The 12,494-nt window shown below is 39.6% G+C and carries 12 protein-coding genes and 1 tRNA gene; 4 read left to right on the top strand and 9 right to left on the bottom strand.

The window, feature by feature from the left end; genetic code table 11:
• Positions 1-127: 127 nt before the first annotated feature.
• Complete coding sequence (locus BLQ57_RS10615; RefSeq protein ID WP_087939256.1) at positions 128-667, bottom strand: DsrE family protein; 540 nt, start codon at positions 665-667, stop codon at positions 128-130.
• A 352-nt stretch (positions 668-1,019) separates the two neighbouring features.
• Between BLQ57_RS10615 and BLQ57_RS10610 the strand changes: the two genes are divergently transcribed.
• Positions 1,020-2,546, top strand: a complete 1,527-nt coding sequence (locus tag BLQ57_RS10610) for a hypothetical protein (protein ID WP_087939255.1) — start codon at positions 1,020-1,022, stop codon at positions 2,544-2,546.
• Positions 2,547-2,611: 65 nt separating this feature from the next.
• On the opposite strand, the gene BLQ57_RS10605 is transcribed toward BLQ57_RS10610, so the two are convergent.
• From BLQ57_RS10605 to lepA, 4 genes are all read right to left on the bottom strand, one after another.
• Positions 2,612-2,695, bottom strand: a tRNA-Leu gene (locus BLQ57_RS10605).
• Positions 2,696-2,773: 78 nt separating this feature from the next.
• A complete protein-coding gene (folD, locus tag BLQ57_RS10600; RefSeq protein ID WP_087939299.1) occupies positions 2,774-3,655 on the bottom strand; it encodes a bifunctional methylenetetrahydrofolate dehydrogenase/methenyltetrahydrofolate cyclohydrolase FolD in 882 nt (293 codons plus the stop codon).
• Positions 3,656-3,710: 55 nt separating this feature from the next.
• Complete coding sequence (locus BLQ57_RS10595) at positions 3,711-4,073, bottom strand: four helix bundle protein (protein ID WP_087939254.1); 363 nt, start codon at positions 4,071-4,073, stop codon at positions 3,711-3,713.
• A gap of 106 nt (positions 4,074-4,179) precedes the next feature.
• Positions 4,180-5,967, bottom strand: coding sequence for a translation elongation factor 4 (gene lepA, locus BLQ57_RS10590; RefSeq protein ID WP_276206189.1), 1,788 nt, complete (start codon positions 5,965-5,967; stop codon positions 4,180-4,182).
• Between the two features lie 275 nt (positions 5,968-6,242).
• Between lepA and BLQ57_RS10585 the strand changes: the two genes are divergently transcribed.
• Complete coding sequence (locus BLQ57_RS10585; RefSeq protein WP_087939252.1) at positions 6,243-6,779, top strand: DUF4924 family protein; 537 nt, start codon at positions 6,243-6,245, stop codon at positions 6,777-6,779.
• A gap of 61 nt (positions 6,780-6,840) precedes the next feature.
• On the opposite strand, the gene BLQ57_RS10580 is transcribed toward BLQ57_RS10585, so the two are convergent.
• The 4 genes from BLQ57_RS10580 to BLQ57_RS10565 form a co-directional block, all read right to left on the bottom strand.
• On the bottom strand, positions 6,841-7,884 hold the full coding sequence (locus BLQ57_RS10580; RefSeq protein WP_087939251.1) for a hypothetical protein: 1,044 nt from the start codon (positions 7,882-7,884) through the stop codon (positions 6,841-6,843).
• Between the two features lies 1 nt (position 7,885).
• A complete protein-coding gene (locus BLQ57_RS10575) occupies positions 7,886-9,058 on the bottom strand; it encodes a DUF4221 family protein (RefSeq protein WP_169712733.1) in 1,173 nt (390 codons plus the stop codon).
• 57 nt (positions 9,059-9,115) lie between these two features.
• Positions 9,116-9,325: a hypothetical protein gene (locus BLQ57_RS10570; RefSeq protein WP_087939249.1), complete on the bottom strand. Its 210-nt coding sequence runs from the start codon at positions 9,323-9,325 to the stop codon at positions 9,116-9,118.
• Positions 9,326-9,447: 122 nt separating this feature from the next.
• Positions 9,448-11,376, bottom strand: coding sequence for an AAA domain-containing protein (locus tag BLQ57_RS10565; protein WP_087939248.1), 1,929 nt, complete (start codon positions 11,374-11,376; stop codon positions 9,448-9,450).
• Between the two features lie 62 nt (positions 11,377-11,438).
• On the opposite strand from BLQ57_RS10565, the gene BLQ57_RS10560 reads away from it, so the two are divergent.
• Both BLQ57_RS10560 and BLQ57_RS10555 read left to right on the top strand, forming a co-directional pair.
• Entirely contained in the window at positions 11,439-12,044 is a 606-nt protein-coding gene (locus BLQ57_RS10560) for an acyl carrier protein phosphodiesterase (RefSeq protein ID WP_087939298.1), read from the top strand.
• Positions 12,031-12,489 carry a hypothetical protein gene (locus BLQ57_RS10555; RefSeq protein WP_087939247.1) on the top strand — a complete coding sequence of 153 codons (459 nt, stop codon included), beginning with the start codon at positions 12,031-12,033 and terminating at the stop codon, positions 12,487-12,489. Before BLQ57_RS10560 ends, BLQ57_RS10555 begins: the two co-directional genes overlap by 14 nt.
• The last annotated feature ends 5 nt before the right edge of the window (positions 12,490-12,494 follow it).

Raw genomic sequence — 12,494 nt, 5'->3', positions numbered from 1 at the left:
CTTTCTGGGTTTATAATTCGAAGCTCAAATTTAAGCTTAATAAAAAGATAATCCCTGCAAAAAGTTCCAATAAAATTTAAGCAGTTTCAAACAAGAAGTTTAGTCCTTTTGCTTTGTGCCTCAGCACTTAGAAGCGAAGCATCACATAGCCCTGAGGGACGTAAGTCGTCGCAGTAGTCAGCATGGAATGTGCCACTTCGACTCCTTCTACCAAATCCTCTTTTTTCAGCCCTCTGACAATCAATGATTGACCACAGACCAAAATATCTGCACCTCCCTCACGAAGGGCTTCAAAAACAGCTGCGTTAGGATTGGCTACCTTAAAACGCTCCTGATATTTTTCATCATTCAAAATTGAAAAAATAGCCCCACCGTGTACTACTACCTTCACATGTAGCCTTTCTTTAGGCACGCCTGCCAAGCCATGCAAATTCATCAACCTTGCGACATTGTCAACATAGCGGTTTACATTTTCAGGATTATCTGCCCCGGTGATAAGGTCTACCAAAATTTTATACTCCAGAGAAGGATCAGGTCGCTCAGTAGCTTCTGGCACCTCGTAGATGCCTCCGAAGCCTTTGACGATTGGAAATTGCGCTTGCTGTGCCATTAAGGATGAACAAGTCAACACAAATAGAAGCGATAGAATAGAAAGGTTCTTAGTCATGGATTAGAAATTGAGACTTGAAAGTAAGTAAAAATCTAAATCCCTGAACACCTTTAATCAAAAAAGCCCTTTCAAAAAGTTTGGAAAGAATCAACGCAAACTAATAAGCTCTAGCCATTTTTTTTAAACCTTCCCTCTTGAAACAATCATAAGCACAAAGGTAACTTCCAACTAGCTTTTAGAATCAAGGAAATAAATTATTAACTTGATAAGATCAATTATCAAGGTGCTAAAAGGCTAGAAAAACTACTATTTCGGAAACACTCGGGATTCTCTAAACGATGGAAAATCTATTTTAAATAGTTGTCATCAAAGCAGGCTTTTTGGACGCCATCCTAATATTAATCTGATAATGAACTTACTATCATACATCTCAGAAATCATCAGTCGTCTCGATCGCCTGGAGAAGAAGATGGATCAAATGATTCAGCAAAATCCAAAACCGGTTGAGCAACCGATGGATCTCGGTCCGGAGCTGGAAAAGCCAGAAAAGCCGCATCCTCCAAATAAGAAAGTGATAGACATCACGAATTTGTGGTATAACGTTTTTAAATCAGGTGGTGGTGAAATGATCTTGGAGTCAGGAAAAACCTATTCGATCAGTTCCGTGAAAAGGCAAAAGATTAATGGTAAACTGAAAATAACTTCAAGCGGAAAAGAGCCTGCGAATCTTTGGGTGGGAAAAGAAAATTACACTTTGTATGTCGATGAGGGAGAGGACACTGTCTTATTTGATTTGCAAAATGGAGCAGAGGTAGTGATCGAAAACATCAATATATCCCAAAGGCCTCAACGAAGAGATGTTCAGCAGATGTATTTAGTAGATTGGTTTACAAGCCAACAAAATGAAAACGCGCGCTGGACAGCTATTTTGAAAGATATAGACACTACCAAACTTGGAAAATACGGAGGTTTTGGAACTGGAGTAGTCTATGGAGGAATAAATGAAAATCACCTCGCTTTGATTAATTACAAACACGCTGGTCCTTCTCTTTTACAAATTAAAAATCCTTACAAAAATGGAATCATATGCCTAACTATGAAGGATGTATTTACCGATTATGAAGACAATTCCCTTTGGGCAAAAAGACAGCATTTGACAAAAGGTATCATCAACCGATCAGACAATACCCTCGACTTGGTGGCAGATACAGATGCATCATGCCTTTACAATCATTTTTTTAATGTAGATAAGGGTGCGAATCGATCAACCATTTGCAATATTGGTCGATTTACTTTTATGATAGACGCCATTGATGCCGTGATCAATTCAAGAAAAATACAACTACGTCCAAGCCCAAAAGCGGGAGAAAAGGTATTTATCAAAAGTGGCAGAGCTTTTTTCAAAGGAAAAGAGCCTCATGTCAATGATATTTTTATAATTCACGGTAAAAGTTATACTATCAACGAAAAGTTGAAAACGGAAAATAATGAATGGACGAATGACTTCGGGAATGGAGATTCACCTGAAACTACCTTCAGCCCACAATGCAAAACAGAAGAGGAATTAGCCTTGGAAGATGGATTTTATGAAATTGAAAGCTACCAATCATCATTTAATTTGTATGACAAGGAAGAGCCGATTTATTTGGTATACAAGGATGATTTTAACTTTAAAACAAAGTCAGATACCAAATTTGGCGACCATCATGTAATTTCAGCAAGAGGGGCTACTCACATTGCCTATAATCACAGAGACATCACAATTTGGGCTGACAATGTTCATCTTCAAGGATACTATCGAGAAAGCACCAAAGGAGAAGGAATAAGCACCGGATACAATATTGTAAATAGTACAGGTTTTGATGATGAATTTAGTGAAAAGGAAATCACGTCGAAAAACCCAATGCCTGAGAAAATCCGGTCCTTAATACACTAAAGTGCTCGAAAAAGTTACCAATTAATACACAAAAAAGGCCCATACAGAGCGTATGAGCCATTTTGTGCGCACGAGAAGATTCGAACTTCCACACAACTTAATGCACCACCCCCTCAAGATGGCGTGTCTACCAGTTTCACCACGTGCGCAGTTTAGGGACTGCAAAAGTAGAAAGCCAGAACTTTCGAAGCAAACCCGATTTGGGCTTTTTGAATAAATTTTATGTTTTATTGGTAAATTTTCTTCTCTGCTGCCTGCAGGGTATTGTAAAGTAAGGAAGCGATAGTCATCGGTCCTACTCCACCCGGAACCGGGGTGATCGCAGAAGCTTTTTTGGAAACCTCATCAAACTTCACATCTCCGATTAGTCTAAATCCAGATTTCTTACTAGAATCCTCAATCCGGTGAATCCCCACATCGATAACAACAGCTCCCTCTTTGACCATATCTTCGGTAACAAATTCCGGCTTGCCAATGGCTACAATTAAAATATCAGCGCTTCTTGTGAGTTCTTTCAAATTCTGAGTTCGGCTGTGCGTCAAGGTCACAGTGGCGTTACCTGGATTATCATTTCGCGCCATCAAAATACTCATCGGGCTGCCGACAATATGACTTCTACCTATGACCACACAGTGCTTTCCAGAGGTCTCGATTTCATAACGCTTGAGCAACTCCACAATTCCGTAAGGAGTAGCAGCCACATATGCCGGCCAATTCAAGGTCATCCGGCCAACATTTGCTGGAGTGAAGCCGTCCACATCCTTTTCAGGCTTGATCTTATTGGTTACTTTTTCTACAGAAATATGCTTGGGAAGGGGTAGCTGAACAATCAGTCCGTCGATTTCAGAGTTTTCATTAACCTCCTCCACGACTCGAAGTAACTCCTCCTCAGATACTGTCTCCTCCAATCGAATCAAAGTAGACTCAAAGCCAATTTCATGACAGGATTTCACTTTGGCTCCCACGTAGGTTTGGCTAGCTCCGTCATTTCCAACCAGGATTGCCGCTAAATGGGGGGGTTTTCCTCCCTCCTTTTTGATCTCAGCGACACGTGCTGCGATTTCATTTTTTATGTCTTGGGAGGTTTTTTTACCGTCGATTAAGATCATGGTCATTTGGATTTAAAACTTCGAAATTCATCATTCGACGTTTTTTATTCGATATTTATAAATTATTTCGCTTCGCTGTTTCTACACTTCTTGCAAAAATTGAAATTAATTGAGTGCACTCTTCAAGAATAGATTTTAACCAATTAAGATCATTGTGGAGTTTTGCTTTTTGAATGATCAATAAAGCCACTCGACTTTCTCTTAATTCTTTTAGGACAACTTGTATCTTATGAATAAAATCTTTTCTAGACTCTCCTGACTGAGCTTCTCCATAGTTTAATGCAGGAGAGGTTCCACTTCTAAGTAGCTGATTTGACATATGGTTGCCTGCCTTGGAGTTTATCATCGAATCAGTAAAGGATATTATTTCAGCGGCAAAATCGATTAATCGTTCTTCAAGATCATATTTCCTTTTCATTTTATCTGTTTTTAAGTTAGTGTTAGGATAAAAACCATAGCTAAAATAAAAAGCTCAATAATGAATATCGAATGATAAATGACGAATAATGAAGTAAAAAGAACTACTAATCTAATTTCAACACCGCCATAAACGCCTCCTGAGGCACCTCGACGTTTCCGACTTGTCTCATACGTTTTTTACCTTTTTTCTGCTTTTCTAGCAATTTTCGCTTTCGGGAAATATCACCCCCATAACATTTTGCCAAGACATTTTTACGCAAGGCTTTCACGGTCTCTCGGGCAATGATTTTGGTGCCAATAGCGGCCTGAATCGCGATTTCAAACATCTGACGAGGGACCAATTCTTTCAACTTCTCGCACAATCTCTTCCCCCATTCGTAGGCTTTGTCTCGGTGAACGATCGCCGAAAGCGCATCTACCGGCTCCCCGTTCAGCATGACATCGAGTCTGACCATGTGTGAAGGCTGATAGCCTTTCAGCTCATAATCCAAGGAGGCATAACCTCTTGAGATGGTTTTCAACTTGTCAAAGAAATCAAATACAATCTCCGCCAAAGGCATATCAAATTGCAATTCAACTCGTTCGGCTGTGAGGTAAACCTGATTTTTGATCTGACCCCGCTTATCCATGCAAAGCTGAATGACCGGACCCACATATTCGGAGGCTGTGATAATGGAAGCTTTGACAAAGGGCTCCTCGATGTGTTTGAACTTGGTAGGATCGGGCATATCCGAGGGAGCATTGATCACCTGATAGGTATCATTGGTCATAAGCGCCCTAAACTGCACCGAAGGTACGGTCGTGATCACCGTCATATCAAATTCACGCTCCAATCGCTCCTGAATAATCTCCATGTGAAGCATTCCCAAGAAGCCGCAGCGAAAACCAAAGCCTAAGGCCGCGGAAGTTTCGGGCTCCCATACCAAAGAAGCATCATTTAGCTGAAGCTTTTCCATAGAAGCTCTCAACTCTTCATAATCCGTGGTATCCACAGGATAAATCCCCGCAAAAACCATCGGTTTTACGTTTTCAAATCCCTGAATGGCTTTATCACAAGGACGCTTAATATGCGTGATAGTATCCCCTACTTTGATCTCTTTGGCGACTTTCACCCCGGAGATCAAGTAGCCCACATTCCCGGCAGACATCGTTTGCTGGGGAATCTGATTGAGTCCTAAAATTCCGATCTCATCGGCTTCGTATTCCCGACCCGTATTGACAAATTTAATCTTGTCGCCTTTGCTGAAGGTACCGTTGAAAATCCGGAAAATCACCTCCACACCTCGAAAAGGGTTGTAAACCGAATCAAAAATCATCGCTTGAAGTGGGGCTTCTGGATCTCCTGTAGGAGCAGGAATACGAGTCACGACTGCCTTTAAGATATCGTCAATTCCGATTCCTGCTTTCCCGGAAGCTAAAATAATCTCTTCCCGGTCGCAACCGATCAAATCAATCACTTCGTCGGCCACTGACTCCGGATCTGCTCCAGGAAGATCAATTTTATTCAAGACAGGAATGATCTCAAGATCATGTCCCAAGGCTAAGTACAAATTGGAAATCGTCTGGGCTTCAATCCCCTGAGAGGCATCTACAATCAACAGTGCACCCTCACAAGCCGCAATGGACCGAGACACTTCATAGGAAAAATCAACGTGTCCTGGGGTATCAATCAGGTTGAGTGTGTACTCTTCCCCTTCATGAATGTATTTCATCTGGATCGCATGAGACTTGATGGTGATTCCCCGCTCTCGCTCCAAGTCCATATTATCCAACAACTGATCCTGCATATCCCGATCTGCGACCGTATGGGTCTCCTGCAACAATCTATCCGCCAATGTACTCTTCCCATGATCAATATGGGCGATGATACAGAAATTTCTAATGTTTTTCATAAGCATTTGTGGCGCAAAAATAGGAAAAAAGAAGGAGAATTTATGAGTAATACAGTTGAAATACAGCTTAGATGAAGTACAATAGAAATACAGTAGAAATACACTTCACTACACCAAGTGAAATATGCCTTCGGCGAAATAACTCCAACAGTTCAGGACTCCTTGATTAGATTAATATTTCATTCACCAAAGGTGAATTTATTTCAATAGTATTTCCACTGTATTTCGACCTCTGACATTTAGCTTTTAACTTTACCCCGAAAATATTTTAATCCATGCAATCCATAGCCGAAAACAAAAAATCCCAAAACATCGCAGAATATATCCTCTATATCTACCAGCAGGAGGACTTGATTCGGTCTTTTCAGGGTAATTTGGAGGAAATACGGCAATATGTAATTTCTCACTTTCCCGTTGAAGAAAGGGAAAAGAATACCATTTTTAATTGGTATCAGGACTTCCGAAATCAAATGGAGAAAGAAGGAATTATGGAGAAAGGTCATTTGGAAGAAAGTAAAAAATTGGTTGCTGAGCTTTCCCAACTGCACTGGCAATTACTCAAAGCGGATCAAACTTATTTTGAAAGCTATCAAAAAGCTAAACCCTACATCCTCCAAGCTGTGATGGAAGCTGACGGACAAGACCTTGGAAATGAAATCCAAATCTGCCTGAATGGAGTCTATGGTCTCTTGCTTTGTCGACTATTGGGAAAAAAAGTATCGGATGAGCAATTGAAATCCGCGGAAGCTTTTGGGGAAGTCTTGAGTCTCTTGAATTTGGTGTATCAGCAGGAAAGGATTTCGAGGAATTGATCTGATTGTAACATTGGAAGTACTTGTCCGCCGCGGCGGATTGAAAGATTTGAAAATTTCATCATTTTAATCTTGGATATAAATCCAACAAATGATGATCAAAATAATACCCTTTTTTATTTTCTTTGTACGTAATCTCTCGGATATAGGCTTTTCCTCCAGCGACGCCTAAGGGCTTATGCCCCAAATTCCCCAATGCGTAAAAAGAATTTTCAGCCACATTCAAACTGTGAATTAGGTATTCGGTCCCTGCATCAAGAACCGCAAAATACCGACCCAATATCCGATCATAAAAAGCAAACCAAGATTGTTTTTTGTTTTTTAGCTCCGGAAAGTTATACCCCTGCATTTTGTTATTCATTGAGTCATAAATCACAAATCTGTTTTTTAAAGGAAGATTAAACAAAAAGCCATCTTTAGTTTGGATAATATTGTAGAAAAAATAGCTATAAGTACTAAAGGTTTCCGGATCATTTTTTTTATCCCAAAAATCATTTTTGGACATTACCGGATGTTTGGAATCCTCATAAATTGAAAACTCTCCCGAATCCCAATTATAAATCCAATAATCTGCATCCTTTACCCATTTTTTACGATCACCTTTAAATCCTAAGGTATACCCATCCAGTTGAACTAACTCATAACCATCAAAATATTCATCATCAATTTTAGGCCTTTTTTCTGGAAGCACTTTGGTAATCATTTTTATCTTTTCGTCAGCTATTTGAAAATGTGTGCTTCCAAAATTATGTACTATCACTCCCTCATGATCACCAGTCTGAATAATCCCATGAATAGAAATAAATCGCTTAGAATTAAAGTGGTAGCCATCTAGAAATAATTGATTGATACTCAAACTATCTTTTATCAATCGTTGGTGATTTAACAAGACCAGATCCTTTGGAATATCACCTGAGTACCGAATGCCAATAATTTCTTCCTCATTAAGCCAAAAAAGTCTGGTTAGAACTTCATTTTCATTCCCGTAAAAAAGGCTTTCCATACTTAGGCCAAAATCTTTTTCATCAACTTGAGCAAAGCCTAATTTGGACAGAGAAAAAACAAGAAGAATAGTTGAAATATATAGGATTCGAATCTTTATCATTTTAATCAATTTTAAAATATTCGTTAGGAGAAAAGATGTCATCAGATTTCAATTCCGAAGGCTTTGAAAGAATCCCTTCATCAAATCCAATTTGATACATAAAATAATTGGGCGGATAATCCCCTGGCAATACCTTTACTTCCAGCAAATCTAAATTTTGATCAAAAATAAGAGCATGGAGTTTTTTTGCTAAACAATTACCATCAACACCTTTAACACACTCTAAAAACATCCTAACATATTTTTTCTGTTTCTGGACGTAGAAAAAATTACCAAAAAAAGAATTCTTTAGGCTGAAAGATCTTTCTCCCTCATAATCAAAATTATCTATAGAATAAACTAAAGGTTTTCCAAGCTCAATACTCGGAATTGACCCATTTTTTTCCTCTATTAGAATGCCTTCTTCTAGATCATAAATTAAAAGGTTTTCGTAGAGAGGATAACTAATGATTACTTTTCCTTCATTTACCTCCATGATAGGATGACTGAGAAAAAAAGGTAAAAAATTATTCTCCTTAGACCCATATATACCCGGGTAGTGGCCATATAGCCCAGTAAAATTTTCTTTTTGTATTTCAAATTCCGCAAATGTAGGGAACTCCCCTTTTTGCTCGATAAAATACCAAAGATCAATTTGCTTTAAAGGGAGTAAGAAACTTTTATTATTAGGGTTGAAATAAAATGTTTTACCGAATCCGAAATAAAGGGAAAAATTAGGGAACCCCTCCTGTGGCAAATCCCATAAATTTTCACGATATAAATTATAAGAATCCAAGACTTCGCCAGAATGATTGATCAAAAATATCACGGGAAACTGATGATCACTTATAAAAATACTGTCTCTAGATACTACCTGAATTCCAGATGGATAGGTGATAAAATTTGGATCTAATGGAATTTCATCAACGAATTGTTGATTTTTTAAATCTACTATGAATATTTTATCTTTAGGTTTTGACGGAAGAAAACAGCCCAAGGTGTCTTGAAATAGATCTGATGCCACCATTCCTCCTCCATAACTTTCCGGGTTTGAAATTTTTAAATCAAAAGATTTAATCATTTCGGTTTCTAAAATTTCATTTCCAGCACTACTTGCCTTTTTTCTTTTTTCAGCTTTACCGCATGCAAAGGCCAAAAAAATGAATAAAATAGATGTTAATTTAGTTTTTTTCAAAATCCTATACTCTAGTAAAGAAAGGCTTCGATTTGAAAATCGAAGCCTTTAATAATTTTATTCAATACCGGCTCCTGATCCTGGCCTTGTATCACCAACTTTGCAATTGTTTTGCCACCAATGCTTTAAACATTCTTCGCTTCCGTCTCCCAAGGTTACCCAATGACCCTGATTTCCAAAAGGACCAGCATTGGATTCTGTTGTAAAGGTTCCGCCAAAAGCCAAAAGTATAGCTAAGGCCGTTCCTTCAAAAAGAATTCTTTTCATAATAAATTTGGTTAAAGATTAAAATTAAATTTAGTTTCCAAATATTAAAAAAAAATGATTAGTCCAATTTTTTAATGAAAAGATTTACACACAACCCTTAAGTCGTGATTAGCCTGCCAAAATCAATTCACCAAAAACTCCCACACGCTTCGATAACCTCCCTTTTCTTCAAAATACCCTAGCAAGGAATCAAAAAAGGGATTGACAGCCAATGTACTGCTATCTCCGATTAAAACTAGCTTCCTTTTGGCTCGGGTAATAGCCACATTCATCCTTCGTTCATCTGCCAAAAAACCGATCTCTCCACGCTCATTGGATCGAGTCAGGGAAATCAGCATCAAGTCTCGCTCTTGCCCCTGAAATCCATCTACGGTATCGATGGTAATCAGGTCAGCAAAAGCCTTAAGGTTGGGAAAATCAAAGCTCTCAAAAATCAAGGAACGCAGATGTCTCACCTGTGCTGAATAAGGCGCAATCAAACCGATAGTCCAGCCGTTTTCCTTGAATTTCGAAATACCGATCCGCTTGATCAGTTCATTCAAATACTTACAAGCGAATAAAGCTTCCTCAGGATTAAATGTGCTCAGACTTTCCTCCTCCTGCCGATCAGTATAGCCTGCACCGGCGGTATCAATCCATTCTAATATGGATTCATCTTCAAAGAAATGCTGCTTGGTATTTTCTGCAGCTAGCAATTTACCACCGTAGAAATATTCATTGGAAAATCCCATGATTTCGGCTTTCATGCGGTATTGCATCTGCAGCAGTTCTGCTACTAGAGGCTTTCTCTGAATGACCTTTTCCATCAAAGTAATCGCTAAACCTTCTTTTGCAGCCTCGAAGGATTTGATCGTTGGCGGAAGTTGTAAGTGATCACCAGCAAAAACCACCTTTTTAGCCTTCAGGATTGGAATCCAAGTTGCCGCTTCCAATCCCTGAGCTGCCTCATCAATAAATACCACATCGAAGGTCATCCCTCTCAAGTGATGAGAAGAAGCTCCGACCAAGGTGCTGGCAAAGACCTGCGTCTTTTGAAAAATATCGAAGGAAATATACTCCTCCAAATGCTTGGCCGCCTCCCGAATTCTGCCTACTTCGTCAAAGAGTAATTTCCGCTGCCGACGCTCCTCAGGTCCAAAATTTCGCTTGTATTGCTTAGCCAATTTGAGGTACTGATTGATGTCTTTTCGAAGCTTTTTCAGGTCTCGGTAAGACTCATGATTGGCTGTTTTAGCATCTAGAGTCTGATTGAGAATCTTCTCCTCCACTCTGGCCGGATGTCCCAATCGTAAAGTTGAAATCCCTGAATCCGTCAATTTTTCTACCAATAAATCCACCGCGGCATTACTTGGCGCACAAACCAAAACGGATAATCCTTTATCAGTAGCCTCCGAAATAGCTCTGATCAAGGTAGTGGTTTTTCCGGTTCCCGGAGGTCCATGGATAATTGCTACATCCTTTGCATTGGCGATTTTTTGGCAAGCTTGATTTTGGGAAAAATTCAGGTGCTCAGACGCCCTCCTTGACAGATCACTAAATGCTGCAGCTCGATCTCCAATCAGAATTTCTCTGAGCTCTTTGAGTCGTTGATTTTCTGGAGAAATCACTTTTTTCAAAGCAAATTCCATCTCTCGATAGCTTGCTTCATCAAAGAGCAAATCCACCCCCAATCGGCTGCTATCCATCCAGTCCGGGAGTTCATCCGCCTGAAGCGTGACAATCATGCTGTCCTTTTTTACTTGATTGATCACACCATTCACTCGGTTTTCGGAAGAGGCATAGCCGTCTTGAGTAGAGAAAAAAGCGACTGATTTACCCGAGTGAAAACTAGAGTTCTGGCTTTGATCCAACTTTTCTATTTCTACCAAAAGTCGCTCTCCCATTCCAATTTTGGTTTTTTTGACCTGAATGGGGTGCCAGGTAATTCCTTCTTTTTTCTTATCCGCCAGAGAAGTATTCAAAAACTTTTTTTTGTATTGGGCTAGGTCCTCTTGCCACTCCTGCTTCAAAAGTTTCAGTCCTTTTTTTAATTCCTCGGTGACTTTGTCCATCAATGTGTAATTTGGGAACGAAACTAATCAAAAGCCCTTGTGTTTTTGTACCAAAACCGCTCATGAATTTTCTCGCGCATGCCTTTTTATCTTTTGGACAGGAAAAAATCCTCGTGGGGAATTTTATTGCGGATTTTGTGAAAGGAAAACAGATCAATGATTTCGAAGATGAGATCATGTTGGGGATTTTGCTTCATCGGGAAATAGATTATTTCACAGATTCTCATCCTTTGGTCAAAGCTGGACAATCTTATCTGCGCAAGAAATTTGGTCATTACGCTACAGTCATCACAGATGTGTTTTTCGACTATTTTCTCATCCAAAACTGGGAGGAATTTTCCAGCCGATCCCTTCCGGAGTTTATACAAGATACCTACGCAGCATTGGATCAGTTTTCAGATATATTCCCTGAGCGATTTGCCTATATGTACTCCTTCATGAAAAGGGACAATTGGCTGCTCCACTATGGAGAGATAGAAGGCATCCGGCGATCACTGACGGGAATGTCCAAGCGCACCAAATTCGAGTCCAAAATGGAAGAAGCCCATTTGGCGCTATTGGAATACGAACCTCAATTTCAAGTAATTTTCTTCGCTTTTTTCAAGGATTTGGAGACTTTTGCATTCGCAAAACTTCAAGAAATCAAAAACGCACATGGTCGTCATTAAACCCAAAGGCTCCACTTATTTCTCACTAGGACTGATTGTAATCGCCCTGCTGGCTGGCTTGGTATTCATTCTGAGAGACTTTGCTTATACCGGAAGTTTTGGACTTTGGTTTTACTTGGTGGCGGCTTCTATCATCACCTTGGTATTGCTGATGCTTTTGGTGAAAATGCTGGCGGGATTTCGATTTATTACTGCAGGTCGAGATCAGATTATTGTCAAACTTCCGCTGCGTGGTTATCAAAAAGCTTACCCCATTGCCGACATTTTAGTCTGGGAGGAGGAGGTGATTCTAGCCAACAAAAAAGAATTCCGTCAACTAACCGTAGCCTTCTCCGATCAGCAGTCCATCAGCGTGTCCAATCATGAGCACGAAGCTTATAGCGACCTAGTCAAATACCTTAGGAAAAAAGCAGCCAAAAAAGAGGTGAAAAACAAAAAAGCCTGATTGCT

The sequence above is a fragment of the Algoriphagus faecimaris genome, from assembly GCF_900101705.1.
In the GTDB taxonomy this organism is placed as follows: domain Bacteria; phylum Bacteroidota; class Bacteroidia; order Cytophagales; family Cyclobacteriaceae; genus Algoriphagus; species Algoriphagus faecimaris.
Note: the sequence above shows the minus strand (reverse complement) of the source record. Positions and strands in the feature narration are given on the sequence as shown.

Coding starts and splice junctions, on each gene's coding strand:
- BLQ57_RS10560 (WP_087939298.1), top strand. CDS start 11,439: ATGAATTTTCTCGCGCATGCCTTTTTATCTTTTGGACAGGAAAAAATC.
- BLQ57_RS10610 (WP_087939255.1), top strand. CDS start 1,020: ATGAACTTACTATCATACATCTCAGAAATCATCAGTCGTCTCGATCGC.
- lepA (WP_276206189.1), bottom strand. CDS start 5,967: ATGAAAAACATTAGAAATTTCTGTATCATCGCCCATATTGATCATGGG.
- BLQ57_RS10580 (WP_087939251.1), bottom strand. CDS start 7,884: ATGATAAAGATTCGAATCCTATATATTTCAACTATTCTTCTTGTTTTT.
- BLQ57_RS10585 (WP_087939252.1), top strand. CDS start 6,243: ATGCAATCCATAGCCGAAAACAAAAAATCCCAAAACATCGCAGAATAT.
- BLQ57_RS10555 (WP_087939247.1), top strand. CDS start 12,031: ATGGTCGTCATTAAACCCAAAGGCTCCACTTATTTCTCACTAGGACTG.
- BLQ57_RS10615 (WP_087939256.1), bottom strand. CDS start 667: ATGACTAAGAACCTTTCTATTCTATCGCTTCTATTTGTGTTGACTTGT.
- BLQ57_RS10565 (WP_087939248.1), bottom strand. CDS start 11,376: ATGGACAAAGTCACCGAGGAATTAAAAAAAGGACTGAAACTTTTGAAG.
- folD (WP_087939299.1), bottom strand. CDS start 3,655: ATGATCTTAATCGACGGTAAAAAAACCTCCCAAGACATAAAAAATGAA.
- BLQ57_RS10595 (WP_087939254.1), bottom strand. CDS start 4,073: ATGAAAAGGAAATATGATCTTGAAGAACGATTAATCGATTTTGCCGCT.
- BLQ57_RS10570 (WP_087939249.1), bottom strand. CDS start 9,325: ATGAAAAGAATTCTTTTTGAAGGAACGGCCTTAGCTATACTTTTGGCT.